The organism is Polaromonas glacialis, assembly GCF_000709345.1.
GTDB lineage: Bacteria > Pseudomonadota > Gammaproteobacteria > Burkholderiales > Burkholderiaceae_C > Polaromonas > Polaromonas glacialis.
The window spans coordinates 615,205-639,330 of record NZ_KL448323.1 but is presented as its reverse complement, the minus strand read 5'-3'; the positions used below and the strand labels follow the sequence as shown (position 1 = coordinate 639,330).

The 24,126-nt window shown below is 64.0% G+C and carries 27 protein-coding genes; 11 read left to right on the top strand and 16 right to left on the bottom strand.

The window, feature by feature from the left end; translation table 11 throughout:
- Nucleotides 1–5: 5 nt before the first annotated feature.
- Both EC86_RS0103420 and EC86_RS0103415 read right to left on the bottom strand, forming a co-directional pair.
- On the bottom strand, nucleotides 6–881 hold the full coding sequence (locus tag EC86_RS0103420) for an alpha/beta fold hydrolase (RefSeq protein ID WP_029524295.1): 876 nt from the start codon (nucleotides 879–881) through the stop codon (nucleotides 6–8).
- 36 nt (nucleotides 882–917) lie between these two features.
- Nucleotides 918–1,799: an NUDIX hydrolase gene (locus EC86_RS0103415; RefSeq protein WP_029524294.1), complete on the bottom strand. Its 882-nt coding sequence runs from the start codon at nucleotides 1,797–1,799 to the stop codon at nucleotides 918–920.
- 310 nt (nucleotides 1,800–2,109) lie between these two features.
- Here EC86_RS0103415 and EC86_RS0103405 point away from each other — a divergent pair, with 310 nt between their 5' ends.
- Entirely contained in the window at nucleotides 2,110–3,084 is a 975-nt protein-coding gene (locus EC86_RS0103405; protein ID WP_029524292.1) for an IS1595 family transposase, read from the top strand.
- A gap of 87 nt (nucleotides 3,085–3,171) precedes the next feature.
- Here the strand turns inward: EC86_RS0103405 and arfB are convergent, their stop codons facing one another.
- The 5 genes from arfB to EC86_RS0103380 all read right to left on the bottom strand — a co-directional run bounded on the left by arfB (nucleotide 3,172) and on the right by EC86_RS0103380 (nucleotide 7,057).
- Complete coding sequence (gene arfB / locus EC86_RS0103400; RefSeq protein ID WP_029524291.1) at nucleotides 3,172–3,585, bottom strand: alternative ribosome rescue aminoacyl-tRNA hydrolase ArfB; 414 nt, start codon at nucleotides 3,583–3,585, stop codon at nucleotides 3,172–3,174.
- 19 nt (nucleotides 3,586–3,604) lie between these two features.
- The gene (locus EC86_RS27500; RefSeq protein ID WP_198026750.1) at nucleotides 3,605–3,805 is read right to left on the bottom strand and encodes a hypothetical protein; all 201 of its coding nucleotides are present in this window, start codon (nucleotides 3,803–3,805) and stop codon (nucleotides 3,605–3,607) included.
- 83 nt (nucleotides 3,806–3,888) lie between these two features.
- Nucleotides 3,889–4,902 (bottom strand): SDR family oxidoreductase, encoded by a 1,014-nt coding sequence (locus EC86_RS0103390; RefSeq protein WP_029524289.1) that lies wholly within the window; start codon nucleotides 4,900–4,902, stop codon nucleotides 3,889–3,891.
- 121 nt (nucleotides 4,903–5,023) lie between these two features.
- Entirely contained in the window at nucleotides 5,024–6,121 is a 1,098-nt protein-coding gene (gene aroC, locus EC86_RS0103385) for a chorismate synthase (RefSeq protein ID WP_029524288.1), read from the bottom strand.
- Nucleotides 6,122–6,499: 378 nt separating this feature from the next.
- A complete protein-coding gene (locus tag EC86_RS0103380; RefSeq protein ID WP_029524287.1) occupies nucleotides 6,500–7,057 on the bottom strand; it encodes a hypothetical protein in 558 nt (185 codons plus the stop codon).
- A 581-nt stretch (nucleotides 7,058–7,638) separates the two neighbouring features.
- Between EC86_RS0103380 and EC86_RS0103370 the strand changes: the two genes are divergently transcribed.
- Entirely contained in the window at nucleotides 7,639–8,064 is a 426-nt protein-coding gene (locus EC86_RS0103370) for a cupin domain-containing protein (protein WP_029524286.1), read from the top strand.
- 175 nt (nucleotides 8,065–8,239) lie between these two features.
- On the opposite strand, the gene EC86_RS0103365 is transcribed toward EC86_RS0103370, so the two are convergent.
- Nucleotides 8,240–8,896 (bottom strand): glutathione S-transferase family protein, encoded by a 657-nt coding sequence (locus EC86_RS0103365; RefSeq protein ID WP_029524285.1) that lies wholly within the window; start codon nucleotides 8,894–8,896, stop codon nucleotides 8,240–8,242.
- 145 nt (nucleotides 8,897–9,041) lie between these two features.
- Between EC86_RS0103365 and EC86_RS0103360 the strand changes: the two genes are divergently transcribed.
- Nucleotides 9,042–10,262: a polyhydroxyalkanoate depolymerase gene (locus tag EC86_RS0103360; protein WP_029524284.1), complete on the top strand. Its 1,221-nt coding sequence runs from the start codon at nucleotides 9,042–9,044 to the stop codon at nucleotides 10,260–10,262.
- A 48-nt stretch (nucleotides 10,263–10,310) separates the two neighbouring features.
- Here the strand turns inward: EC86_RS0103360 and EC86_RS0103355 are convergent, their stop codons facing one another.
- Complete coding sequence (locus EC86_RS0103355; protein WP_029524283.1) at nucleotides 10,311–10,766, bottom strand: CBS domain-containing protein; 456 nt, start codon at nucleotides 10,764–10,766, stop codon at nucleotides 10,311–10,313.
- A 235-nt stretch (nucleotides 10,767–11,001) separates the two neighbouring features.
- Here EC86_RS0103355 and EC86_RS0103350 point away from each other — a divergent pair, with 235 nt between their 5' ends.
- Genes EC86_RS0103350 through EC86_RS0103340 form a run of 3 tightly spaced genes read left to right on the top strand, consistent with a single transcriptional unit; the run spans nucleotide 11,002 to nucleotide 13,390 of the window.
- Entirely contained in the window at nucleotides 11,002–12,303 is a 1,302-nt protein-coding gene (locus tag EC86_RS0103350; protein ID WP_029524282.1) for an O-acetylhomoserine aminocarboxypropyltransferase, read from the top strand.
- Entirely contained in the window at nucleotides 12,303–13,121 is an 819-nt protein-coding gene (locus EC86_RS0103345) for an alpha/beta fold hydrolase (protein ID WP_029524281.1), read from the top strand. Before EC86_RS0103350 ends, EC86_RS0103345 begins: the two co-directional genes overlap by 1 nt.
- A 2-nt stretch (nucleotides 13,122–13,123) precedes the next feature.
- Entirely contained in the window at nucleotides 13,124–13,390 is a 267-nt protein-coding gene (locus EC86_RS0103340; protein ID WP_084181140.1) for a TIGR03643 family protein, read from the top strand.
- A gap of 129 nt (nucleotides 13,391–13,519) precedes the next feature.
- On the opposite strand, the gene EC86_RS0103335 is transcribed toward EC86_RS0103340, so the two are convergent.
- The 4 genes from EC86_RS0103335 to EC86_RS0103315 all read right to left on the bottom strand — a co-directional run bounded on the left by EC86_RS0103335 (nucleotide 13,520) and on the right by EC86_RS0103315 (nucleotide 17,143).
- Nucleotides 13,520–13,813, bottom strand: coding sequence for a GYD domain-containing protein (locus EC86_RS0103335; protein WP_029524279.1), 294 nt, complete (start codon nucleotides 13,811–13,813; stop codon nucleotides 13,520–13,522).
- A 129-nt stretch (nucleotides 13,814–13,942) separates the two neighbouring features.
- On the bottom strand, nucleotides 13,943–15,328 hold the full coding sequence (locus EC86_RS0103330) for an FAD-binding oxidoreductase (RefSeq protein ID WP_029524278.1): 1,386 nt from the start codon (nucleotides 15,326–15,328) through the stop codon (nucleotides 13,943–13,945).
- Between the two features lie 173 nt (nucleotides 15,329–15,501).
- Entirely contained in the window at nucleotides 15,502–15,903 is a 402-nt protein-coding gene (locus EC86_RS0103320) for a thioredoxin family protein (protein WP_029524277.1), read from the bottom strand.
- Nucleotides 15,904–15,928: 25 nt separating this feature from the next.
- On the bottom strand, nucleotides 15,929–17,143 hold the full coding sequence (locus tag EC86_RS0103315) for a YihY family inner membrane protein (RefSeq protein ID WP_036771774.1): 1,215 nt from the start codon (nucleotides 17,141–17,143) through the stop codon (nucleotides 15,929–15,931).
- A gap of 34 nt (nucleotides 17,144–17,177) precedes the next feature.
- On the opposite strand from EC86_RS0103315, the gene EC86_RS0103310 reads away from it, so the two are divergent.
- Nucleotides 17,178–17,567 (top strand): DUF2069 domain-containing protein, encoded by a 390-nt coding sequence (locus tag EC86_RS0103310; RefSeq protein WP_029524275.1) that lies wholly within the window; start codon nucleotides 17,178–17,180, stop codon nucleotides 17,565–17,567.
- Nucleotides 17,564–19,123, top strand: a complete 1,560-nt coding sequence (locus EC86_RS0103305) for an FAD-binding oxidoreductase (protein ID WP_029524274.1) — start codon at nucleotides 17,564–17,566, stop codon at nucleotides 19,121–19,123. The genes EC86_RS0103310 and EC86_RS0103305 overlap by 4 nt, the downstream gene beginning before the upstream one ends.
- A 50-nt stretch (nucleotides 19,124–19,173) precedes the next feature.
- Here the strand turns inward: EC86_RS0103305 and EC86_RS0103300 are convergent, their stop codons facing one another.
- A complete protein-coding gene (locus EC86_RS0103300; RefSeq protein ID WP_156955206.1) occupies nucleotides 19,174–19,536 on the bottom strand; it encodes a hypothetical protein in 363 nt (120 codons plus the stop codon).
- A gap of 190 nt (nucleotides 19,537–19,726) precedes the next feature.
- On the opposite strand from EC86_RS0103300, the gene EC86_RS0103295 reads away from it, so the two are divergent.
- Genes EC86_RS0103295 through EC86_RS0103285 form a run of 3 tightly spaced genes read left to right on the top strand, consistent with a single transcriptional unit; the run spans nucleotide 19,727 to nucleotide 21,650 of the window.
- Nucleotides 19,727–20,557, top strand: a complete 831-nt coding sequence (locus tag EC86_RS0103295; protein ID WP_029524272.1) for a thymidylate synthase — start codon at nucleotides 19,727–19,729, stop codon at nucleotides 20,555–20,557.
- Nucleotides 20,557–21,054 carry a dihydrofolate reductase gene (locus EC86_RS0103290; protein WP_029524271.1) on the top strand — a complete coding sequence of 166 codons (498 nt, stop codon included), beginning with the start codon at nucleotides 20,557–20,559 and terminating at the stop codon, nucleotides 21,052–21,054. Before EC86_RS0103295 ends, EC86_RS0103290 begins: the two co-directional genes overlap by 1 nt.
- A gap of 2 nt (nucleotides 21,055–21,056) precedes the next feature.
- Complete coding sequence (locus tag EC86_RS0103285; RefSeq protein WP_029524270.1) at nucleotides 21,057–21,650, top strand: DUF4337 domain-containing protein; 594 nt, start codon at nucleotides 21,057–21,059, stop codon at nucleotides 21,648–21,650.
- A gap of 70 nt (nucleotides 21,651–21,720) precedes the next feature.
- Here EC86_RS0103285 and EC86_RS0103280 read toward each other — a convergent pair whose 3' ends face one another.
- Together EC86_RS0103280 and EC86_RS0103275 are read right to left on the bottom strand one after the other, a co-directional pair.
- Nucleotides 21,721–22,500 (bottom strand): slipin family protein, encoded by a 780-nt coding sequence (locus tag EC86_RS0103280; RefSeq protein WP_029524269.1) that lies wholly within the window; start codon nucleotides 22,498–22,500, stop codon nucleotides 21,721–21,723.
- 13 nt (nucleotides 22,501–22,513) lie between these two features.
- Nucleotides 22,514–24,070: an NfeD family protein gene (locus EC86_RS0103275; RefSeq protein ID WP_232229780.1), complete on the bottom strand. Its 1,557-nt coding sequence runs from the start codon at nucleotides 24,068–24,070 to the stop codon at nucleotides 22,514–22,516.
- Between the last annotated feature and the right edge of the window lie 56 nt (nucleotides 24,071–24,126).

Here is a 24,126-nt window from a genome sequence, read left to right as displayed (position 1 = left end):
GCCGCTTACAAAGCGGCGTCGAGCGCGGGCTGCAGCGCCTGGTCAAAAGCTTCGGCCCGCTCGAACTGGACCCAGTGCCCGGCCCCTTCAACCAGCGTCAGCGCCCTGAAACCGGGCGCCAGCCGCAGCACCGGCTCCAGCGCCTCCATCTTTCCCCTGTACAGCGCATCTTCAGCGCCATAAATGGCATGCACCGGGCATTGCACTTGCGCCAGTGACCGGGCCAGCGCATCGGTGCGTGACAGGCTGCGGCCCTTCATGCGGTCGCGCAGCACGTTGGCCACATGCAGGCGCAAGGCCGTTTCGGTGATGGATTGCGGATGCAGCAGCATCAGCGCAGCGAGATTGCGGTGATGCACCTCGTCGCGCTGCGCTGGCTCTTTCAAATGCCGCCAGGCATTCAGGCGAATCGCCCTGTCCGGCGCGATGCCCAGGCCCGGCGCGCCCACCAGAACCAGCCGCGCCACCCGTGCCGCAAACTTCTCGGCGATGAATCCGGCCACCATGCCGCCAAAAGAAAAGCCGACCAGATCGCAAGCCTCATCGCCCAACAGGCACTTCAGCCCTTGTTCCACCGGTTCGGGAAGCGCGTCGGCATCCGTGCCATGCAAGGGCGCGGCGGAATCGCCAAAACCGGGCAGATCAGGCACCAGCAGCCAGCGTCCGGCATCGACGAGCGCAGTGATATTGCGCAGCCAGTGCATCCAGCTGCCGCTTCCGCCATGCAGCAACACCAGCGGTGGCATAGCCGGATGGCGCGTGTCCTTGCCCCACAGATGCCAGACCATGGTGCCCGTGCCACAAGGGGTTTGCGTGCGGGTTGCGGTTGCCAGGAGGGCTTGCGCCTCAAGGGGTAATTCAACAGGCGATTCAGGCGTCATCCCTGGTTTATACCTTTGCGCCAAAACGTTGCCGCCTCAATCGAACAGGCTGTCAAAGCCGTCGCCGGGCTCAAAACGCTTGTTGCGGTAATACAGCCGCGTCGGGCCAGGCATGGCCAGCTCGCGGACCGGGTGGCGCGCATCACCCGGATAGCAAATCACCCGGCCCCCTTCCAGATCAAACGGCTCGGGCTGGATAAGCGGCGGCAGGCGGCCGCGCGCCTGCGTCAGCACGCTCTGGACGCTGGCATGGTGCGACAGGTGCGCCAGGCTCATGATCTGCGGCGGTGCCAGCGCGATCTGGCCGTCCCAGTACTGTTGCAGTGCCGTGCGCGGGCTGAGCCAGATGCTGTCGGTGGTTTCATGGTTATCGTGAACCGCCACCTGCCCGGCTGGAACGGCCGACACGAAAAAACGGGTGTCGAAGCGCTTGCTCATGACCGAGGGCGCTGTCGGCGTGATCCAGCGCGACCAGGGCACCAGGCTGCGGGTCTGCAGGCGCAGCGACATCCGGGCCAGCACCGCGTTGAAACCATGGCCTTCGCGCAGCAGCGCGGCCACCCGCGCCGTGTCAATGTCCTGCGCGCCCAAGCCCTGCGCAAACAGCACGCCCGACTCTTCAAAGGCTTCCCGCAAGGCCGCCACGTACAGCCCGCCCGCCGTGCGTTCGCTGATGTCGGCCTCGTTCAGGCCGGCATGCAGCACCGGCAAAGGCTGGTCCAGATGCGCCGCCATGTCCAGTTCGGCATCCACCGCGTCAACCTTGCCGCCCGGAAACACATAGGCACCGCCCAGCACGTCGGACAAGGTGTGGCGTTTCATCAAAAACACCTCCAGGCCCGCAGCCGCATCGCGCAGCAGGACCACCGTAGCGGCAGGGCGCAGGGGCGTGGTGACGACTTGCAGATTCAATTCCATGCGCTGCTTTCATTGGGACACCGCACAGTCCAGTCCGTGCGGCCAGGCTGCAGAGGCTATCAGAAGCGCAAGGGAAGCAGTCGCGCCCGGCCTGGAAACAGGCGCGGTCCATGACGCCCAAGTCTGCGACGACCAGCGGCGCCAACGCCATCGGGTCCGGCTTATCGCGCGGCAGGTAGATGCGGCCGCAGACATCACGCAGGCAGAGGCCGGACGAACGGAGTCAACTTTATTGGCTCTGTCACTGTTAGATGTGGAATTTTTTTTCCAGAGGCGTAGAGTTCATAGCGAACCGTGAAGGAGGTTAGCCATGAACGCCGAGACTTTCAATGCGTTGATGAACCAACAGGTGCCCCGGCTCACGCTGCGCCAGCGTGAACTGCTCAAAAAGCGTCTGGATGAACTCGATGAGCAGCAAAAAGGGCTGGCCGTCATTGAGTCGTCCAGCGCGACTGAGCCGCGCTGCTGCCCACACTGCCAAGGCAGCGAGCTTTACCGGCATGGCCACGTCAGTGGGTTGCAGCGCTACCGCTGCCGGACATGCCACCGCACGTTCAATGCCCTGACGGGCACCGCGCTGGCGCGGCTGCGCAAGAAGGGCAAGTGGTTCGGTTTTAGTCAAGCCCTGGCCGCCTCCCTCACCCTTCGCCGGGCCGCTACTGCCCTGCAGGTTCACCGAAACACGGCGCTGCGCTGGCGCCATCGCTTTCTCAGCGGCCTCAAGGCAGACCGCGCGACAACGCTGCAAGGTATTACCGAGGCCGACGAGACCTATATCCTGGAGTCGCGCAAGGGCTGTCGCAAGCTGGACCGCCCGCCTCGCCGTCGCGGCAGCAAGGCGAGAAAAGCGGGCCTGTCCGGTGAACTGGTCTGCGTTTTGGTGGCTCGGGACCGTGCCGGACAGACGCTGGACTGGGTGATGGGACGCGGGCAGATGACAAAAGCCGCACTGGCCGGCGCACTGCAGCCCGTGCTGGCCAAGGATGCGCTGCTGGTGAGCGATGGCAACCGGACCTACTGCGGCTTTGCGCACGACGCGCACCTGGCGCACGAGGCGGTCAATCTGAACGCAGGCGTGCGCGTCAACGGCGCCATCCATGTCCAGAATGTCAACGCCTATCACGGCCGTCTCAAACAGTGGCTGCACCGCTTTCACGGCGTTGCCACGGGCTATCTGGACAACTACCTGGGCTGGTTTCGCGCCCTGGACAGCCACCATGGCGACTCTGGGCAAGCTGTCTTGGCGATGGCCTTGGGAAAATTTCCACATTTAACAGTGACATAGCCACTTTATTTGATCAAATATGCCTCTACCGCATATAGGACGGGCGCCTACAGCTATCAAATAAATAGCTCTGAAATCTTTATTCGCCTATTCCTTGTTCACCTTGCCGCGCAGTTCCTTGGTGGCAGAGCGCTGGCTCTTGCCTTCGAGCCGGCGCTGACGCGAACCATAGGTGGGTTTGGTGGCGCGCCGGGCCTTGGGCGGGTTGGACACGCCGTCGATGACCTGCTGCAGGCGCGCCAGCGCATCGGCGCGGTTCATCTCCTGGGTGCGGTGCTGCTGCGCCTTGAGCACCAGCACGCCTTCCTGGGTGATTCGGCTGTCGCTCAGGCACAGCAGGCGTTCCTTGATCTCGTCGGGCAGCGACGAGGCCTTGATGTCATAGCGCAAATGCACGGCGCTGGACACCTTATTGACGTTCTGCCCGCCCGCGCCCTGCGCCCGGATGGCGCTGAGCTCGACTTCGCGCTCATCAATCAGAAACTTGTGAATCACGGGCATGCAGGTTTTCTTCCGGTGGTTACGTCAACTCCTGCACGGCGACGGTCTGGCCGCTGGCTATCGAGCGCCGCACGGCCTGGACGGTGCGCAGGCGTTGCAGGGCGTCGGCCACGGTGATTATCGGCGCAGCCTGACCGACGATCAGATCGCAAAAATGACCGAGTTGCGCGGTCAGCGGATCGACACCCCTACACGCCAGTCGGTCTGAATGGCAGGCCATGTCGCTACTTATTTAATAGCTGCTTACGCTTTCCAGTAGTGCGCAAACGGCCTATTTCATCACTAATTCATGGTTTTCAGCGCTCAAGCGCCCACGCTGCCGGTCACCGGCAGCACGATGCCGGTGATGTAGCTGGAGCACACCGGCGAGGCCAGGAACACATAGGCGGGCGACAGTTCCTCGGGCTGCGCCGGGCGCTTCATGTCGGTGGCCGCGCCAAACTTCTGGATCGACCCGGCGTCCTTGTCGGCCGGGTTCAGCGGCGTCCAGACCGGTCCGGGCGCCACCGCGTTGACGCGAATCCCCTTGTCGAGCAGGTTGCTGGCCAGCGACTTGGTGAAGGCATGGATCGCGCCTTTGGTCGCCGAATAATCGAGCAGCTGTGCGCTGCCCTCCAGCCCCGTGACCGAGCCGGTGTTGATGATGCACGACCCGCGTTGAAGGTGCGGCAGCGCGGCCTTGGCCATGTGGAAATAGCCGTAGATGTTGGAACGCAGGGTTTCGTCGAAACGCTCTTCGGTGATGTCTTCCAGCGAATCGGCATGCGCCTGGAAGGCGGCGTTGTTGACCAGGATGTCGAGCTTGCCGAATTCGCTGACGGTTTTTTCGACCACCTTGCGGCAGAAGGCCGCGTCCTTCACATCGCCGGCCATCAGCAGGCAGCGCCGGCCCTCGGCCTCGATGCAGCGTTTGGTTTCCTCGGCATCGGCATGTTCGTTCAGGTAAAAAATCGCCACGTCGGCGCCTTCCCGGGCAAACAGCACCGCCACCGCCCGGCCAATGCCCGAGTCGCCGCCGGTCACCAGCGCGGTCAGCCCTTCGAGCTTGCCGCTGCCCTTGTAGCCTTCGGCCATGAACCGGGGCTGCAACTGCATGTCGGCTTCAAGCCCCGGTTTTTCGAGATGCTGCGCGGGGAGCGGCGGCTCGGGCTGATGGGTCAGGCCGGCCTGGACAGGTGGCTTATTGCTTTGTGCGCCGCCGCCTTTTCCGGATTTCGCGGCGTCCTTGCCGTCCTGCTGTTGCTGGATGCTGCGCTGCTTGTCAACGACGGCCTGGGCGCCGTCGTCCGGCAGTGAGCGCGATGGGGTGTTTGCCATGAATGCCTCCTGAATGATCAAAAGGCTCAATCTACGGCGCTGATTTTTTCCGTGCTGTAGGCAAATTCCCCGCTTCGGCCCCAGAACCGCCAGCGTGGGCGGGAGCGCCAAGCTTTATCGCTCAGCCTTGGTGACGCATGATGTCTGGCGTGCCGACCTTCACATCGCCGCACTGCGCGCGCCGGCGCAAGGCATGCTCCATGACGACCAGCGCCAGCATGGCCTCGGCAATCGGCGTGGCGCGAATGCCGACGCAGGGGTCGTGCCGGCCCTTGGTCACCACCTCGGCCGGCTGGCCGTGGATGTCAATCGACTGGCGCGGCGTGATGATGGAACTGGTCGGCTTGATGGCAATCGACACTTCCAGGTCCTGCCCGGTGCTGATGCCGCCGAGCACGCCACCGGCGTTGTTCGACATAAAGCCTTCGGGCGACAGCGAATCGCCGTGGGTGGTGCCGCGCTGGGTCACGCTGGCAAAGCCGGCGCCGATTTCCACGCCCTTCACCGCATTGATGCCCATCATGGCAAAGGCGATGTCGGCGTCCAGCTTGTCGAACAGCGGCTCGCCCAGGCCGACCGGCACGTTGGATGCCACCACGCGGATGCGCGCGCCGCAGGAATCGCCGGCCTTGCGCAGCGCGTCCATGTAGTTTTCAAGGTGGGACACGTCGGCCACGGGGGCAAAAAACGGGTTGTGGGCTACATGCTCCCACGACTCGAACGGAATCACCGCCTCGCCGATCTGCGCCATGCAGCCGCGAAACGTCGTGCCGTATTGTTCAAGCAGCCATTTCTTGGCCACCGCGCCGGCCGCCACCATGGGCGCCGTCAGCCGGGCCGACGAACGGCCGCCGCCACGCGGGTCACGCAGCCCGTACTTGTGCAGGTAGGTGTAGTCGGCATGGCCGGGACGGAAGGTATCGAGGATGTTGCCGTAGTCCTTGCTGCGCTGGTCGGTGTTCTTGATCAACAGGCAGATCGGCGTGCCGGTGGTCTTGCCCTGGTACACGCCGGACAAAATTTCGACCGCATCGGGTTCGTTGCGCTGCGTGACGAATTTGGAGGTGCCGGGGCGGCGCCGGTCGAGGTCGCCCTGGATGTCGGCTTCGCTGAGCAGCATGCCCGGCGGACAGCCGTCGATCACGCAGCCAATGGCCGGGCCGTGGGATTCACCGAAGTTGGTGACTGCGAAGAGATTTCCAAAGGTATTGCCGCTCATGGCGGGGATTATCCTTGATGGGTTTGGGTGGTTTCAGCATGAGCGGCGGAAAGTCGGCAGCCGGCTCCTGCCATAGGGATGCGCCGGCGTGGCCGACTGGCTGCATTGCAGCGATTGCTGCCGATCACCCAATTTAGCTGTTAGTCAGGTTTCGACCAGGAGCGGACATACAGCGTTAGAGCCCTGACCTGGCAGGAAACCAGCCCCAAGCTGGAGAATATGTACCGCCTCACGCAAAATCGAGCCTGGTGGTCTCGGTGCCACGCGCGACACTACCCAGGCCATTGGATAGCCTCGACGAGATTCATTGGGTGAGAGTGCCTGAAGCGGCCTGCCGGGGCGAATCCGCTCGAACGAAGGGTTGGGCCAACGCTGTGGCTAATGGGCTGCGGCTTCACGAGTAATACACCAAGCGCCTCCTCGTGAAGCCAGCCGAAGGCGCGAATCTTTTAGGTCAATGAAAGCATGGCCTGCCGAAGTATCGATTTGCTTGAATGTAACGCCGAGTGCTGGTGCGACCCAAAATGAGCCTTCAGCCACCCTTGGCTGACGCTTGTACCAATAGGGCTCAAGGTCAAATACTCGCGAGCGAATGCAGCCTTCTTCCAGCCCACGGCCCGCGCAGTATTCGGTGTCATTGGGTTCGCGTGGAACAACAAGGAGAACTACGGGTGAGACTGTCAGAATGTGCAACCGGTAGGGCAGCCGGGTTCCCAGTGACGCTTCCGGCGAGCGATTCAGCCGCTCAACTTTTACCCAAGGCTTAAGTTTGGCGACCTGCGGCATGAAGTCGTCTAGTAACTTCTGAACGTCGTCATTAACGTCAATCTTGCTCCCGCGAAAATCTACGAATGCGAGCTTGCAACGGGTTACGTCCGACATGAAGCCCGGACCCAGGTCGCATTTCTCAATTATCCGAGCGAGGTCGTTGCCCATGGCAAGAGGCCCGGTCCAGCTTGTGTATTTCCACGCAAGGCTTGGCACAGCGCAGCCGGCGAGCGCTAGGGTACAACACAAGGCGACTGACCGATGGAGCACGAGAGATTTCAGAGACATTTCGTGCAGCGGCAGGTTGTGTTTTGTGGGCTCTAACGTTGATGCTTAGTCGAGAGCGGAGGCAGGTTCGTAGCCAATTCCAAAAAAGTTGAAGTCATTTCCAACCCTTTAACTCTTGTTGCCTACCTTGGCGAAATTCAGTCAGCGCCGAGTTCGCTGCCCCAGCGCATCATTCGCCAGACTATAGCGCAGTGACCACGCGCCTAAATCTCGGCTAACGCTCGCAACTGAGCCAATCGAACTGAAATTTCATGCGTCTGCTTTGGGAACGAAGCTGACTTTCGCGTTTGAAATTTTAATGACCGCTGTCAGTCTGAAGCAGCCCGCCAACCGAATTCCCAAAAAAAACAGCGCTGCTCCAGCAACAGCCTGCCTCGCATCGCAAAAAACCAACTGGAACATTTCCTGCTTCGTGCAGCGCAGCATTCCTTGCCGCAACTCGACTGAATAGGAGTTTCCCCATGCTGGACCGCACCGCCACCACGTTTTCGCATGTCAAACCCGGTGACACGTCTTTTTTGCCGGGCGGCCTGCGTGATTTCTTTCTTTACCGCGACTTGGGCATTGCCGCAGCGACGAACGGAAAAGTGATTGCGCACCTTGTCAAGGCGAACATGGCACCAGAAAGCGGCACGGGCTGGCACCGCCATGAGGCGGATTTCCAGATTGTGATCATGATGAAAGACTGGGCGCGCTTCATGTACGGCGACCAGGAAACGCTGGTCGAAGCGGGTGATGTGGTGCATCAGCGGCCCGGCATCAGCCACTACCTGTTCGACTATTCGCCCGACATGGAATACCTTGAAATCGTTTCGCCAGCGGACTTCAAATCGATTGACGTAGCGCCGGTATGCGCCATTCCAGCGCCCACGCCGTGGACAAACTGAAGTAAAACGGCGGCCTGCCCTGCCGCCCGCACGAAATCACCAGCACCGTCCATTGCGGCGCACAAGGCGCCGGACCGATTTTTGCTACTTAATTCATAGCTACTCGCGCTTGAACAGCATGCGAAAACGGCCTATTTGATGCTAAAAATTGTCTGTTGGCAAAAACGAATGCACGCTAGAACTCCGCGTCCAGCTCGTCGATGTCCTCGGGCTCTTCCTTGGCCTCGGCCACCCACTCCTTCATGGCCGGCAATTCCATGATGCGCTTGCAGTAGGCGGCGCAGACCTTGTCGAGGGCCACGTCGTAGGTCAAAAAGCGCGTGACGACCGGCGCGTACATGGCGTCGGCCAGGCACGGTTTCTTGCCGAACAGGTAGGGGCCGCCGTAGGTGACCAGGCAGTCCTTCCAGATTTCCAGCACCCGGTCGATGTCGCCCTGCGCGCGCGACCAGACCTTGAAACCCGGGAAGTGCGCCTTGAGGTTCATCGGCAACGATGACCTCAGCGAGGCAAAGCCGGAGTGCATTTCGCCGCAGATGGCGCGGCAATGCGAACGCGCCTTGATGTCGGGCGGTAAAAGCTGCGCTTCGGGCCTGATTTCGTGCAGGTATTCGCCGATGGCCAGGGTGTCCCAGACCTTCAGGCCGCGGTGCTCCAGCGAAGGCACGAGCATGCTCGACGACAGCAGCAGCATCTCGGCGCGCATGGCCGGATCGTCGAGCGGGATCACCTTTTCCGTGAACTCCAGCCCCGCCAGCCGGGCCATCAGCCAGCCGCGCAAGGACCAGGAACCATAGTTTTTACTGCTGATCGTGAGGACGGCTTGGGCCATGAAACGCTCCTTAAACAAAGGGTGGTGCGGATTTCTTTGCAAAGGTTGTGCCAGTTGCCTTGCTCGGCCGGCCCAGGCCCAAACCGCTCTGGCGCGCAAATTGCCTGCAAATCAAACATCTCTCAGACAAAACCAGGACATCCACATGCTTTACCAGGCCTACCAGCTCCAGTCCGATCTGATGTCACCATTTCGCCTGCTGGCCCAAAGCACCAGCGCCGCGATGTGGCTGAACAAGACCGAAGGCAGTTTTTTGCGCAAGTGGTCGGCATCGATGGAGGTGTTCTCGCGCATGCGGCTGACGCATTCGCGGCCGGCCTACAACCTGGATTCGGTGAACGTGGACGGCCAGGATGTGCCGGTCACCGAGGAAGCGGTCATGACCATGCCCTTCGGCACGCTGCTGCGCTTCAGGAAGGATGCGTCCATCGACCTGCCCTTCCAGCCGCCGGTGCTGCTGGTGGCGCCGCTGTCAGGCCACTTTGCCACGCTGCTGCGCGAAACCGCCCGCACCCTGCTGCAGGACCATGACGTGTACATCACCGACTGGCACAACGCGCGCGATGTGCCGTTGGGCGAAGGCGCCTTTGCGCTGGATGACTACATTGACCACATGATCCGCTTCATCCAGACCATCGGTCCGGGGACGCACGTGATCGCCGTGTGCCAGCCGTGCGTGGCGGCGCTGGCGGCCACGGCCCTGATGGCCGAGGACGATGATGCGGCCCAGCCGCGCAGCCTGACGCTAATGGCCGGCCCGGTCGATTGCCGGGTGAACCCGACGGGCGTGAATGTGCTGGCCACCAGCAAGCCCATCGAATGGTTCGAGAAAAACCTGATCAGCCGTGTGCCGTTGCCGCATGCCGGCCACGGGCGCCGCGTGTACCCGGGTTTTGTGCAGCTCAGCGCATTTTTGGGCATGAACCTGGAGCGCCACAAGAAGTCCTTCAAGGACCTGTACCGGCACCTGGTCGAGGGCGATGTGGAAAAGGCCGACGTGATCCGGCTGTTTTATGACGAATACCTGGCCGTGAACGACCTGCCGGCCGAGTTCTACCTGGAAACCGTCGAAAAGGTATTCCAGACCTACGACCTGCCGCTGGGCAAGCTCGGCTACCGGGGGCGGCTGGTCAATCCGGGCGCCATTCGCCATACGGCGCTGATGACGGTCGAGGGCGAGCGCGACGACATCTGCGCCGTCGGCCAGACGGTGGCAGCGCAGGACCTTTGCCCGAACATTCCGCTGCACCGGCGCGTCCACCATGTGCAGATCGGCGTCGGGCATTACGGCGTGTTCAGCGGCCGCAGGTGGAACCAGCAGATCTATCCGCGCGTTAGGGAGATGATCCACGCCAGCGCAATCTGACAGGAAATCCGAAAGCACCACGACGGGCGGCTGCGGCCCGCCCGGACATCAATCGCGGTCGGCGCCCTCTTCGGCAGGCCAGTCGCGGATGTAGGCCTTGAGCATCTTGTTTTCAAAATTCTGGCTGTCCACCACGGCCTTGGCCACGTCGTAGAAGCTGATCACGCCCATCAGCATGCGCTGGCTCATCACCGGCATGTAGCGCGCGTGGCGCTCCAGCATCATGCGGCGAACCTCGTCGATCTCGGTGTCGGGCGTGCAGGTCATCGGATGGTCGTCCATTGCCTTGCGCACCAGCGTGCGGCCGATTTCGCCGCCATTGTTCACGATGCAGACAATCACCTCGCGAAAGGTAAGCATGCCGACCAGGTCGCCATGCTCCATGACGACCAGCGAGCCAATGTCTTTCTCGGCCATGATCTCGGCGGCCTTGGCCAGCGGCTCGTCAGGCTGGACGGTGTAGAGCGTGTTGCCTTTGACGCGCAGGATGTCTGCTACCTTCATGGTTTTTCCTAGGTGGTCTGGCAGCAGCGTCTGCCAGTGTGTGTTTCAGGTCTCCGCCGTGACGCGGTACGGGTATTCAGGGTGTAAATCGGCTTTGAATATAGCCCACAATGCCTTCGCCACGGGTAACGATCATCTTGACTTTACCGGTCCTTGAACCGGCGCATTTCCCCGTGGCCCGAACGCAGCCGCAGGCGCTAGACAAATCAGCTTTTTTGAACTGGAGACTTCATTCATGCCCGGTTATTCAGACCCCGGTTTCGACACCCTGGCGCTGCACGCAGGCGCCAGCCCCGACCCGGCCACCGGCGCGCGCGCCGTGCCGATACACCTGACCACGTCCTTCGTCTTTGAATCGAGCGACCACGCGGCCAGCCTCTTCAACCTGGAGCGCGCCGGCCATGTCTATTCGCGCATCAGCAACCCGACCAACGCGGTGCTGGAGGAGCGCATCGCGGCGCTCGAAGGCGGCATCGGCGCCATCGCCACGGCCAGCGGCCAGGCGGCGCTGCACCTGAGCATTGCGACCTTGATGGGCGCCGGCTCGCACATCGTCGCCAGCACCGCGCTCTACGGCGGCAGCCAAAACCTGCTGCACTACACGCTGCGCCGCTTCGGCATCGACACGACGTTCGTGAAGCCGGGCGACATCGACGGCTGGCGCGCGGCGGTGCGGCCCAACACCAAATTGTTTTTCGGCGAAACCGTCGGCAATCCGGGCCTGGAAGTGCTCGACATCGCAACGGTGGCAGCCATTGCCCATGAATCGCAGGTGCCGCTGCTGGTCGATTCGACGCTGACCTCGCCCTGGCTGATCAAACCCTTCGAGCACGGCGCCGACCTGATCTATCACTCGGCGACCAAATTTTTGAGCGGCCACGGCACGGTGATTGGCGGGCTGGTCGTCGATGGCGGCAGCTTCGACTGGGACCGGTCGGGCAAGTTTGCCGAGCTGACGCAGGCCTATGACGGCTTTCACAACATGGTGTTCAGCGAGGAAAGCACCGTCGGCGCGTTTTTGCTGCGCGCCCGGCGCGAAGGCCTGCGCGACTTTGGCGCCTGCATGAGCCCGCACACCGCCTGGCTGATCCTTCAAGGGATTGAAACGCTGGGCCTGCGCATGGCGCGGCACATGGGCAACACGGAAAAGGTGGTCGGCTTCCTGGCCAGCCATCCGCTGGTGGCGCGTGTCGGCCATCCGATGCTCGAATCGCATGCCAGCCATGCGCTGGCAAACAAGCTGCTGCCGCGCGGCGCGGGCTCGGTGTTCAGCTTTGACCTGAAAGGCAGCCGGCAACAGGGCAAGGCATTTGTCGAGGCGCTCAAGGTCTTCAGCCACCTGGCCAATGTCGGCGACTGCCGCAGCCTGGTGATCCACCCTGCCAGCACCACGCATTTCCGCATGAGCGACGACGCGCTGGCGGGCGCCGGCATCACCCAGGGAACGATCCGCCTGTCGATCGGCCTGGAAGACCCGGACGACCTGATCGACGACCTCAAGCGTGCCCTGAAGGCCGCTGAGAAAGCAGGTGCGTGATGGAACTCAGCGTCAACGGCCACAAGACTTATTGCTACACCGGCGGCAAGCCCTTCGATGCCGCCCAGCCGACCGTGGTCTTCATCCACGGCGTGCTGAACGACCACAGCGTCTGGAGCCTGCAAAGCCGCTACCTGGCGAACCATGGCTGGAACGTGCTGGCGGTGGACCTGCCGGGCCATTGCCGCAGCAGCGGCGAGGCGCCCTCCTCCGTCGAGGAAGCCGCCGGTTTCATCGCCGCGCTGCTCGATGCGGCCGGCGTGCAGCGCGCCGCGCTGGTCGGCCACAGCTGGGGCTCGCTGATTGCGCTGGAGGCCGCGTCAAGGCTGAAAGCGCGCATCAGCCACCTGGTGCTGGTCGGCACCGCTTTTCCGATGAAGGTCTCGCCCGCGCTGCTGGACGCGTCACTGAACGAGCCGATGAAAGCGCTCAAGCTGGTCAACGTGTTCTCGCGCAGCACGCTGGCGCCGCCGCCGTCCGCACTCGGCCCCGGCACCTGGGTGTATGGCGCCAGCATGGCGCTGGGCCGGCGCGTGCTGGCGAGCAACGCCACGGTCAACGTGTTTCACCGGGGCTTCCAGGCCTGCGACCGCTATGCTAACGGCGAGGCGGCGATGGCGGCCATCGCCTGCCCGGTGCTGTTCGTGCTCGGCGCGCAGGACCAGATGACGCAGCCCAAGGCGGCGCGAGGGCTGATCGCTGCGGCGCGCAATGCAGGCAAGGTTGTTCAGATCGCCAGTTTGACGGTCGGCCACCACCAGATGACCGAAGCGCCCGATGCGACACTGTTCGCCATTCGCGACTTTCTGAAGGCATGAGCATGTCCCTGCCGCAAGAAACACCGCTCGATGCAGCCGATATTTCCCGCGTCATTGAAATGGCGTGGGAAGACCGCACGCCCTTCGAATCCATCGCCGTGCAGTTCGGCTTGAGAGAGCCGGCGGTCATTGCCCTGATGCGGCGCCAGCTCAAGCGCTCGTCGTTCAAGATGTGGCGCGAACGGGTGACCGGCCGGGCGACCAAGCACGCGGCCCTGCGCAGCCCGGACGTGACGCGGCACCGGGCTCAACATACCCGCCAGGCGTGACCGCCGGAGCCGGCTGACGAGCCAACCTGCATTTTTGCTATTAATTAAATAGCATAAAACGCTTATACGGCAAGCGGAAAAGGCATTTTTTATGCATAAAACAGGTCGTTGACGGCCCGCCCGCGCACCTCAAACCATCTTGCCCAGAATGGCGTTCATTTCGTCCTTGGAAAACGCCCGCAGCATCTCGGTCCGGATATTGCCGGCGACGCCTATGCTCAGGCCGAAGGCGTTGGCGGACTCCTCGTCGTCAGCTTCGATGACCGCCACCAGGTCATATTGACCCGATGTCCAGTAGAGCTGGCTCAGGCTGGCGCCGAATTTCTTGGCCAGTTCCCTGACGGCATCGGCGCGCTTCGTGGTGTCCTTCACGCTGCGGATTCCCTGGTCGGTGAAATGGCAAAGGGCAATATAGGTTTTCATGGTTTTTCTTCCTGTCAGCGAGACCTCCGGCATCCGCAGGCCGGTGGCGGTCCCGAAACGCCGGCCCGGGTTACAAACCCGCAAGAATCTTCAGGACGCGCCCGGCGCCTGCAAGCGCCGGGGTTGCGTTCAGGCAGGCCGGATGTTCTGGTTGGTGCTGAACAGGTTGGCCGGGTCGTAGCGGCGCTTGACCTGCGCCAGCCGCTCGTAGTTCTGGCCATAGGCGGCCTTCACCCGGTCGCCCTCGTCGTCGGTCAGGAAATTGACGTACACGCCGCCGCTGGCAAAAGGCGCCGAGGCCTTGAAGAAGTCGCGCGCCCAGGCGATGCAGCGCGCGTCATCGGCAGCGTCGTCCCAGCGGCCGTGAACGTTCATGACGAAGCGCGCGTCCCGGTGGGCATAGGCGGTGGCGCCGGGCGCGGGCCGCGTGGTCGCCCCGCCAATGGCGCCGAAAAATATCTCGCACTGCGGCGACGGCAGCGTCCCGATGGCGGCGATGACGGCATCGAACAGCCCGTCCTGCAGTTCCGAGAAATTGTGCGACTTCCAGTAGTTGCGCGCGCCGGGCGTGAGCAGCGGGTCGAAAGCTTTTTGCCAGTCCACATAGGGCATGGCGCCGACATGCGCACCCAGCAGCGTGCCGAAGGCGTGCAGCGGCTTGACCAGCATTTCACCCTGCGCCGGGTCGCCGGCGTACAGCAGCGCCAGCACGACCACCTCCTGCCCATGGACCTTTTGCGGCAGGAACGGCAGCGGCGGCGCCTTGCGCATCACCGTCCACACCGACAAGTCGTCGGGCGCCTGCGCGGCAAAGTCGCGGTACTGCCGCAGCACCGCCTTGGCCTCGGCGAACGGATAGACGATCAGGCCGGCCAGCACCTGGGGGCCGACCGGATGCAGGTGAAAGTCAAACTGTGTCACCACGCCAAAATTGCCGCTGCCGCCGCGCAGCGCCCAGAACAGATCGGGCTGCCCGGTGGCGCTGGCATGCACCACCTCGCCAGCGGCCGTCACCACTTCGGCGGACTCCAGGTTGTCAACCGTCATGCCGTACTTCCGGCTGAGCCAGCCGAAGCCGCCGCCCAGCGTCAGGCCGGCCACGCCGGTGGTCGAATTGATGCCGAGCGGCGTCGCCAGGCCATGCGCCTGGGCGGCGGCGTCGAAATCGGCCAGCGTGGCGCCGCCTTCGACGCGGGCGCGCCGCGCCGGGGCATCGACCTGCACGGCCTTCATCTGCGACAGGTCGATGACGATGCCGTCGTCGCACACCGCGCTGCCGGCAATGTTGTGTGCGCCGCCGCGAACCGCCAGCGGCAAGCCCTGGTCCCTGGCGAAATTCACCGCATGGACCACGTCGGCCGTGCCGGCGCAGCGGACGATGGCGGCAGGGTGCCGGTCGATCATCGCGTTCCAGACCTGGCGGGCGCCGTCATAGGCCGCATCGCCAGCGGGAATGACGGTTCCCTGAACGCCTTTTTTCAGCGCATCGATTTGCGGGGGTTGCAGGTTTTTCATGGCTGTCTCCTTCCTTGTGCTCTGGCGCAATGCGCTCAACACACAACAACAAGGGACAAAACCGACCGGTGCCCCGGATCAGTTGCGTGAGCAGATTCGCCATATCGAGGTTTAGCACTGCCCCCGGCCCGGTGCAAGGCCTGCTGCCAATCGGAGAACAGCCTTACCTTGGTTTACACGTCTGCAGCCTTGACCCAGTGTTCGGGCGCAGTTTGCAGGGCGGCGAGCAATTGCCGCGTCGCCGGCGCCAGCGGCGCTGCTTGCAGGCTGGCGCTTTGCAGTGAATCGAGCAGCCGCGCCAGGGTGTTGGCCTGCGGCGTCAGGGGACCGAAAAACCGCGTGCCCTGCGCATCGGCCATCAGCACCGTCGGGAAGGTTTCCACGTCGATGTCGCCCACCAGGTCGGACTGGTCTTCAATGTCCAGCCAGGCAAAACGGAAGGCCGGATAGCGCGCCGCCATCTGCGCAAAAACCGCTGCATAGTCGCGGCACAGGCCGCACCAGTCGGCGCACAGGCAGACGACCCAGGTCACGTCGGTTGCTGGCAACGGCGGGGCGGCGGAGGGGTCGTTCATGCATTGCATCGGGTTGCTCATGTTTTCATAGCGCATCGCGCAGGCGCAGCGTGCGCCAGCCGGCTTTTTCCCATAAATTATGGACCGAAGGCGCGCGGTCGAGCAGCAATTGCTGCATCAGCGGCGCCAGCGGCGTGCGGTCCGGATCGACTAGCAGCAGGTAGCGCGACGCGGCGTTTCCCTCGGCATCGTTGAGCTGGCCGATCCAGTCGAGTTCAAGCAGCGTTTCCAGCACCGGCTCCAGCTGGAGTCCATCGACTTCGAGCGATTCGCCGAGTTCGGCGATGTTCAGGCCCATTCGCGCCGTGCCGCGCGCCTGCTGCAGATGCTGCAGCACTTCGATGGCCAGCTGGAACTGCCAGCCATGCGCACTGCCGCGCCGCGAGACACCGGCCATCAGGCTCGGCAGGTAGGCGGTGATGACCGCGCCCATCAGCACGATCACCCAGGACACATAAATCCACACCAGCAAAATTGGCAACGCAGCAAAGGCGCCATACACCATCGAATAGGTCGGCACGGCGGTCAGGTAGGCGCCCAGGACTTTCTTGCCAATCTCCAGCCCCGCTGCCACGAACAGGCCGCCGACAAAGGCGTGACCCCATTTGACATAGGTGTTGGGCACATAACGGTAGAGCGCCGCCATGGCGCCGGCCACCAGGAAAAACTGCGCCACGTCGAGCACGAAGCGCACGCTGACCGGCAGGGCGCCGACCAGCCCGCTGGAGGCCGACACCACATACGACGTCACCGCCAGGCTGGCCCCCAGCACCAGCGGCCCGAGCGTGACGGCCGCCCAGTAGATCAGCACGCGCTGCGCCAGCGGCCTTGGCTTGCGAACGCGCCAGATGCTGTTCAGCGTGCGGTCGATGGTCAGGATCAGCGCAATCGCCGTGACCAGCAGCACCGCCAGGCCGGCGCCGCCGAGCTTGCTGGCCTCGCCGCTGAACTGCGTCAGGTAGCCCAGCACCTGGCGCGAGATGTTGTCGGGAATCAGGCTGCGAACCAGCCAGGCTTGCAGCGCCGCCTGCAGCGTGGAAAACATCGGGAAGGCGGTGAAGATAGCCAGCGCCACGGTGAAAAAAGGCACCAGCGCAATCGACGTGGTGAAGGTCAGGCTGCTGGCGGTCAGCCCCATGCGGTCTTCACGGAAGCGCTTGTGCAGGGTGATGGCGGTGTCACGCCACGGAAAATGCGACAGATCGACGAGCAAGGCCTCAAGCGAGGGCGGAAATTTCATCCCCGGTATCATGCCACTGCCCTCAAAGACCCAAATGAACAAAGCAAACCAAATTGAAATGACACGCCTGCTGGCCCTGGGCAGCCTGGCCGGACTGATCGTGCTCGGCCTGGCCTGGGAAATGTGGCTCGCGCCGATACGCCCCGGCGGCTCGCTGCTGGCGCTCAAAGTGCTGCCGCTGGTCATCCCGCTGGCCGGCATCTGGAAGAACCGCATGTACACCTACCGCTGGGTCAGCCTGATGGTCTGGCTGTACTTCACCGAGGGCGTGGTTCGCGCCTGGAGCGACCGCGCGCCGGGCAACTACCTGGCCATGGTCGAGGTGCTGCTGTGCCTGCTGCTGTTCATTGCCTGCGCGCAGCATGTGCGCGTGCGCTTCAAAAACCTGCCCTCCGCCGCCGTTGCCGGCGACACCGCACCATGACAACTCCAACCGATTTTCTCGACACCCTTCGCCAGATCACCGGGGCGCCGCACGTGCTCTGCGACGGCGACCTGAGCGCCTACACCCAGGACTGGCGCAAGCGCGCGCAGGGCAAGGCGCTGGCCGTGGTGCGCCCGGCCAGCGTGGATGAGGTGGCGGCCGTCGTCAAGGCCTGCCTTGCCGCCGGCGTCAGCCTGGTGCCGCAGGGTGGCAACACCGGCCTGGCGGTCGGCTCGGTGCCTGACGAATCGGGCACGCAGGTGGTGCTGAGCCTGCAGCGCATGAATGCGGTGCGCGCCCTCGACGCGGCCAACCTGACCGTTACCGTCGAGGCCGGCTGCATCCTGCAAAACCTGCAGCAAAGCGCAGAAAAAGCCGGCTTCCTGTTTCCACTGAGCCTGGCCGCCGAAGGCAGCTGCACCATCGGCGGCAACCTGGCCAGCAATGCGGGCGGCACGCAGGTGCTGCGCTACGGCAATGCGCGCGACCTCTGCCTGGGGCTCGAAGTGGTCAATGCGCAGGGCGAGATCTGGCACGGCCTGTCGGGCCTGCGCAAGGACAACACCGGCTACGACCTGCGCGACCTGTTCGTCGGCAGCGAAGGCACGCTGGGCATCATCACCGCCGCCACGCTCAAGCTCTACCCGCAGCCAGCTGCCCGGCTGACCGCGTGGGCCGCCGTGCCGTCGATGGAAGCGGCCGTGACGCTGCTCGGCCTGGCGCACCAGCACCTGGGCGCGGGGCTGACCGGCTTCGAGGTGATGGGCCAGTTTGCCCTGAGCCTGGTGGACAAGCATTTCCCCCAGCTGCGCGTGCCCTTCCTTGACGCGCCGGCCAGCAGCGAACCGCACGCAGCGGCAGTAGATTCCCGCCTGCCCCAGCAGGGGCCGCAGGACCGGCTTTGCCGGACTGCAGGCGCAGCGGCCCCCCCGGGGGGCAGCGAACCACACGAAGTGGGGAGCGTGGGGGCTCCTTATTTTGTGCTGCTGGAGAACTCCGACAGCGAATCCGAAGCGCATGCACGCGAACGCTTCGAGGGCCTGCTGGAAACCGCCTTTGACCAAGGCTGCGTGGTGGACGCCGTGGTCGCCGAGAACCTGTCGCAGGCCAAGGGCCTGTGGCACATCCGCGAAAGCATTCCGCTGGCGCAGGCCGAGGAAGGCCTGAACATCAAGCACGACATCTCGATTGCCGTTTCGCGCATTCCCGAGTTCGTCGCGGCGACCGACGCCTTGCTGCGCCAGCGCATCGACGGCGTGCGGCTGGTCAACTTCGGCCATCTGGGCGACGGCAACCTGCACTACAACGTGCAGGCGCCCGAGGACGGCGACGCCAAAGCCTTCCTGCGCGACCGTGAAGACGAGGTCAACACGCTGGTGTATGACTCGGTGGTGCGGTTTGAGGGCTCAATTTCCGCCGAGCACGGCGTGGGTAGCCTCAAGACCGACAAGCTGCCACATTACAAGTCGCCGGTGGCGCTGTCGATGATGCGCGCCATCAAGGGCGCGCTGGACCCGCAAAACATCATGAATCCCGGGCGGATCGTGAAACTTTGATTTCGAGGCAGTCGAAAGCCCGGCGATATCGGCATTGAAGCAGGAACTGCTCAGCGCATGAGGTGTCGAATCGACCCGCAAATCGACAGCAGCTGGGCCTTGTCCATTCGGCCGATGATGCTGCGCAGCACTGAACCCAGCACCTGCAACGCACCGGCCATGCCCAGATTGGCAGACTGCTGGGTGACGAAACCCGGATTTGCCAGTTTGAGTTGCGCGATGAAGCAGTAGTCCATGCCGGCGTTCGTCAGCTCGACCACCAGGTTGGCGAGTTCATCGCGGTGCTTGACCGGGTCTGGCGACTCCTCCAGCCTGGCGAGCACCGCAAGGGCTTTCTGGTGCATCGCCTGGGAAAAAATGACGCGAACGAAGTGCTCCGGCGCTCCCTCTGCGGCAGGTTTCTGCGTCTTCAAGGGCCTGGGCGCGGCACGCTTTGCTACCGCGGGTTTTGACGGGAGTTTTGATGAAGCAGCCATCAAAACATGATACCCGCGCAACCCCATGGCGAGTCTGCGCCATCTCACGGCCAGACAGGCACGGGGCATAATTGGCGACCCTGCCGCCTGGTCGGCCCGCCCTCTGATTTACTTCCACTGCCTTGCCATGACCCGCCCCATCCGCTCCCAATACGAAGACCTCATGCGCCTTGTGGACACGCAAGGCGCCCGCAAGGCCGACCGCACCGGCACCGGCACGAAAAGCGTGTTCGGCCACCAGATGCGCTTTGACCTCAACGAAGGCTTTCCGCTGGTCACGACCAAGAAGGTGCATGTCAAGTCCATCATCCAGGAACTGCTGTGGTTCCTGACGGGTTCGAGCAGCAACCACTGGCTGCTTGAACGCGGCGTGACCATCTGGAACGAATGGGCGCGCCCGGATGGCGACCTGGGGCCGGTCTATGGCGTTCAGTGGCGCAGCTGGCCGACGCCTGATGGCGGGCGCATCGACCAGATCGCCGAGGTCATCAAGACCCTGAAAACCAACCCGGACTCGCGCCGCATCATTGTCAGCGCCTGGAATGTCGCCGAGTTGGACAAGATGGCGCTGATGCCCTGCCACGCGCTGTTCCAGTTCTATGTCGCGCCCGCCCTTGACGCCGGCGGCAAGGGCCGGCTCAGCTGCCAGCTCTACCAGCGCAGCGCCGACATCTTCCTGGGCGTGCCCTTCAACATCGCCAGCTATGCGCTGCTGACGCACATGGTGGCGCAGCAGTGCGACTTGGACGTGGGCGACTTCATCTGGACCGGCGGCGACTGCCATATCTACAGCAACCATGCCGAGCAGGTCGCGCTGCAGCTAAGCCGCGCGCCCCTTCCCTACCCGACGCTGAACATCAAGCGCAAGCCCGAATCGATCTTCGACTACCAGTTCGAGGACTTCGAATTCCTCGACTACCAGCACCACCCGGCCATCAAGGCGCCGGTGGCGGTCTGATGTCAAGAATCAACCTGATCTATGCGCGCGCCGCCAATGGCGTGATCGGCAAGGACAACGCCATGCCCTGGCACCTGCCCGAGGACCTGGCGCATTTCAAGCGCCTGACGCAGGGCTGGCCGGTCATCATGGGCCGCAAGACCTGGGATTCGCTGCCCGCCCGATTTCGCCCCCTGCCCGGCCGGACCAATGTGGTCATCACACGGCAGCTGGACTGGCAGGCGCCGGGCGCGCTGCCGGCCGCCAGCCTGGCCGACGCGCTGGGGCAATGCGGCCTCTCCGAAGAAGTCTGGGTCATCGGCGGCGCGCAAATCTATGCACAGGCCGAGCCGCTGGCCGAGCGCATCGAGGTCACCGAGATTGCCCGTGACTTTGACGGCGATGCGTTTGCGCCGCAGCTCGGTGCCCAATGGATTGAAGCGGCGCGGGAGAACCATGTTGCCGCCAGCGGGCTGGAATTCAGCTTTGTCACCTATCAAAAAGAAACGAAAAGATAAGCATGTCAGGACACGGATTTCACGTACACGGCCCGCACGACCATGAACTGGAGCATGCCGCGCAGGGCGGACATGACGGCCACGACAAGGGCGGCGGCATGATTGCGCAGATTGCCGTCGTCACCGCCATCATCGCCACCGTGGGTGCGCTGTTTTCCTACCAGGGCGGCGCCACGCAGGCCAATGCCGGCCTTTACAAAAACACGGCCGCCATCAAAAAAACCGAAGCAGCCAACCAATGGAGCTTTTTTCAGGCCAAAAGCACCAAGCAGTCACTGGCCGAATTTGCCCGCGACCTGGCGCCTGACGACAAGAAGGTGGCCTACCAGAGCAAGATTGACCGCTACGAAACGGAAAAGAACGCAATCAAGCTCGGCGCTGAAAAGCTCGAAGCCGAAGCCATTGCCTGGGACCACTCGTCTGACGAGCAGCTGCACCAGCACCACCGCTGGGCACAAGCCACCACCGTGCTGCAGGTCTCGATTGCGCTGGCGGCGATTGCGCTGCTCACGCGCAAGAAGTGGCTGGAGTACGGCATGTTTGCCCTGGCGGGCGTTGGCCTGGTGCTCGGCGGCCTGGCTGCGCTACATATTTAATAGCTGCTTGCGCCCGTGCCTATTGCGCCAGGGTGCTAAAACCTCTGTAATTTTCCCTCGAGCATCAGCATCAATTGCGATCGGCTGCTGGCCGGTCCTTGCCCAGCATCCGCCCGAGCAAATCCATCGGCAGCGGAAACACGATGGTCGAGGCACGGTCGCCGGCCACCTGCGTCATGGTTTGCAGGTAGCGCAGCTGCATGGCCTCGGGCTGCTGCGCCAGCATCTGCGCGGCTTCCAGCAGCGCCATCGCCGCCTGCTTTTCGCCCTCGGCATGGATGACCTTGGCGCGGCGTTCGCGTTCGGCTTCGGCCTGGCGCGCAATGGCCCGCACCATCGACTCGTTCAGGTCGATGTGCTTGATCTCGACATTGGTCACCTTGATGCCCCAGGCGTCGGTCTGGGCGTCGAGGATTTTCTGCACGTCCAGGTTCAGCCGTTCGCGTTCGGCCAGCATCTCGTCCAGTTCGTGCTTGCCCAGCACCACGCGCAAGGTGGTCTGCGCCAGCTGGCTCGTGGCCATCAGGAAGTTCTCGACCTGGATGATCGCCTTCTGCGGATCGACGACACGAAAGAACACCACCGCATTGACCTTGACCGAGACGTTGTCGCGCGAGATCACGTCCTGCGGCGGCACGTCCATCGTCACCACCCGCAAGTCCACACGCACCATCTGCTGGATGCCCGGAATGACCAGCACCAGCCCCGGACCCTTGACCTTCCAGAAGCGCCCGAGCTGGAACACCACGCCGCGCTGGTATTCGCGCAGCACGCGCACCGAGCTGAACAGCAGGACCAGCAGCAGCGGCAGGAGCACGGCGCCCAGGCCCCAGTTGAGGTTGAAGATCATGGCCGGAATCCTTTCATGGTGGAGTCAAGGGAGAATCGGCGAGGACGACTTCCAGCGTCAACCCGCGCAGCGCCAGCACGCGCACCCGCTGCCCTGGCGCCAGCGGGTCGGAACTGGTGACCTTCCAGCGCTCGCCGTGTACCAGCGCCCAGGCGGTGCCGTCGGCTTCAACGGCCAGCACTTCTCCGGGCGCGCCGGTCATTTCCTCGCGCCCGCTGACCACCGGGCGGCGCCGCGCCGTCAGCGCCATGCGCCCGCCGAGCAGGAAAAATGCAGCCGAGGCGGCGGCCAGGCCAATGATCAGCGGCAGCGGCACGCCGGCGCCGGGAATGTCGCGGTCGAACAGCAGCAGGCCACCGGCCACGAAGGCCACGGCGCCGCCGATGCCGAACACACCGAAGGCCGGCGTCAGCATCTCGGCGGCGAACAGCGCCATGCCGAGCAGGACCAGGCCCAGCCCGGCGTAGTTGACCGGCAGCATCTGCAGCGCAAACAGCCCGAGCAGCAGGCAGATGGCGCCGGTCACGCCCGGCACGCCAAAACCCGGCGACATGAACTCGAAAATCAGCCCGTAGAGGCCGATCATCATCAGGATCAGCGCGAAGCTCGGGTTGGCAATCACCGCCAGCAAGCGTTGCCGCCAGTCGGGCAGGACGGTCTCGAAGCCCAGGCCGCGCGTGGCCAGTTTCACCTCGGCGCCCTGCACACGCACCGTGCGGCCGTCGATCTGCGCCAGCAGGTCGGGCACGCCCTGTGCAACCACGTCGATCACTTTCTCGCGCAGCGCCTCGCTGGCCGTCAGGCTGACCGCTTCGCGCACCGCGCGTTCGGCCCACTCGGCATTGCGCCCGCGCTGCTGCGCCAGGCCGCGAATGAAGGCCGCCGCATCGTTGACCTGCTTGGCGGTCATGGCGTCGGCGGCTGGCGCCGGCGAAGGAGCGCCGGCTTTCGGCTCGCCGCTTTTGGCGTCGTCCGGCCTGGCTTCGCTGCTGCGGCTGGCGGGCGGCCTGGCCGGCTCGCCCGGCGGGTTGCCGAACCCCGGCAGGCCGATGGCCACCGGCGTTGCCGCGCCCAGCGTGGTCGCCGGCGCCATGGCGGCGATGTGCGCCGCATACAAGATGTAGGTGCCGGCGCTGGCGGCCCGCGCGCCTTCGGGGCTGACGAACACCGCCACCGGCACTGGCGACGACAGCATCGCCTGGATGATCTGGCGCATCGACGTGTCCAGCCCGCCCGGCGTGTCGAGCGAAATCACCACCAGCGGCGCCTTGGCCTCCCCGGCCCTGGACAGGCCGCGAATCAGGTAGTCGGCGCTGGCCGGGCCGATGGCATCGTGGACTTCCAGCACGAGCACCGCCGCGCCATGGCCGGCGGCTGCGGCCAGCCCCAGCAGGAGAGCGGCGATGACGCGTCTGACCCAGCCAAAAGTCGGCCACCGCCAGCCCCGGTTACTGAAATATCCGGGCAGCACGGCGCGTGGACCGGATGCGTGCGGATGACTGTCGCAGCCACGCGCCGGCCAGGGCATTGCAGCGCAAGCGTCGTCTGTCGGACCAGCGGCAATGTTCATGGGCAGACCTTGTGGACTTCAACCGGGCCGTCCGCGCTGCGCGGTGCTTGCCACAG

Coding starts and splice junctions, on each gene's coding strand:
- EC86_RS0103420 (WP_029524295.1), bottom strand. CDS start 881: ATGACGCCTGAATCGCCTGTTGAATTACCCCTTGAGGCGCAAGCCCTC.
- EC86_RS0103415 (WP_029524294.1), bottom strand. CDS start 1,799: ATGGAATTGAATCTGCAAGTCGTCACCACGCCCCTGCGCCCTGCCGCT.
- EC86_RS0103405 (WP_029524292.1), top strand. CDS start 2,110: ATGAACGCCGAGACTTTCAATGCGTTGATGAACCAACAGGTGCCCCGG.
- arfB (WP_029524291.1), bottom strand. CDS start 3,585: ATGCCCGTGATTCACAAGTTTCTGATTGATGAGCGCGAAGTCGAGCTC.
- EC86_RS27500 (WP_198026750.1), bottom strand. CDS start 3,805: ATGGCCTGCCATTCAGACCGACTGGCGTGTAGGGGTGTCGATCCGCTG.
- EC86_RS0103390 (WP_029524289.1), bottom strand. CDS start 4,902: ATGGCAAACACCCCATCGCGCTCACTGCCGGACGACGGCGCCCAGGCC.
- aroC (WP_029524288.1), bottom strand. CDS start 6,121: ATGAGCGGCAATACCTTTGGAAATCTCTTCGCAGTCACCAACTTCGGT.
- EC86_RS0103380 (WP_029524287.1), bottom strand. CDS start 7,057: ATGGGCAACGACCTCGCTCGGATAATTGAGAAATGCGACCTGGGTCCG.
- EC86_RS0103370 (WP_029524286.1), top strand. CDS start 7,639: ATGCTGGACCGCACCGCCACCACGTTTTCGCATGTCAAACCCGGTGAC.
- EC86_RS0103365 (WP_029524285.1), bottom strand. CDS start 8,896: ATGGCCCAAGCCGTCCTCACGATCAGCAGTAAAAACTATGGTTCCTGG.
- EC86_RS0103360 (WP_029524284.1), top strand. CDS start 9,042: ATGCTTTACCAGGCCTACCAGCTCCAGTCCGATCTGATGTCACCATTT.
- EC86_RS0103355 (WP_029524283.1), bottom strand. CDS start 10,766: ATGAAGGTAGCAGACATCCTGCGCGTCAAAGGCAACACGCTCTACACC.
- EC86_RS0103350 (WP_029524282.1), top strand. CDS start 11,002: ATGCCCGGTTATTCAGACCCCGGTTTCGACACCCTGGCGCTGCACGCA.
- EC86_RS0103345 (WP_029524281.1), top strand. CDS start 12,303: ATGGAACTCAGCGTCAACGGCCACAAGACTTATTGCTACACCGGCGGC.
- EC86_RS0103340 (WP_084181140.1), top strand. CDS start 13,124: ATGTCCCTGCCGCAAGAAACACCGCTCGATGCAGCCGATATTTCCCGC.
- EC86_RS0103335 (WP_029524279.1), bottom strand. CDS start 13,813: ATGAAAACCTATATTGCCCTTTGCCATTTCACCGACCAGGGAATCCGC.
- EC86_RS0103330 (WP_029524278.1), bottom strand. CDS start 15,328: ATGAAAAACCTGCAACCCCCGCAAATCGATGCGCTGAAAAAAGGCGTT.
- EC86_RS0103320 (WP_029524277.1), bottom strand. CDS start 15,903: ATGAACGACCCCTCCGCCGCCCCGCCGTTGCCAGCAACCGACGTGACC.
- EC86_RS0103315 (WP_036771774.1), bottom strand. CDS start 17,143: ATGAAATTTCCGCCCTCGCTTGAGGCCTTGCTCGTCGATCTGTCGCAT.
- EC86_RS0103310 (WP_029524275.1), top strand. CDS start 17,178: ATGAACAAAGCAAACCAAATTGAAATGACACGCCTGCTGGCCCTGGGC.
- EC86_RS0103305 (WP_029524274.1), top strand. CDS start 17,564: ATGACAACTCCAACCGATTTTCTCGACACCCTTCGCCAGATCACCGGG.
- EC86_RS0103295 (WP_029524272.1), top strand. CDS start 19,727: ATGACCCGCCCCATCCGCTCCCAATACGAAGACCTCATGCGCCTTGTG.
- EC86_RS0103290 (WP_029524271.1), top strand. CDS start 20,557: ATGTCAAGAATCAACCTGATCTATGCGCGCGCCGCCAATGGCGTGATC.
- EC86_RS0103285 (WP_029524270.1), top strand. CDS start 21,057: ATGTCAGGACACGGATTTCACGTACACGGCCCGCACGACCATGAACTG.
- EC86_RS0103280 (WP_029524269.1), bottom strand. CDS start 22,500: ATGATCTTCAACCTCAACTGGGGCCTGGGCGCCGTGCTCCTGCCGCTG.
- EC86_RS0103275 (WP_232229780.1), bottom strand. CDS start 24,070: ATGAACATTGCCGCTGGTCCGACAGACGACGCTTGCGCTGCAATGCCC.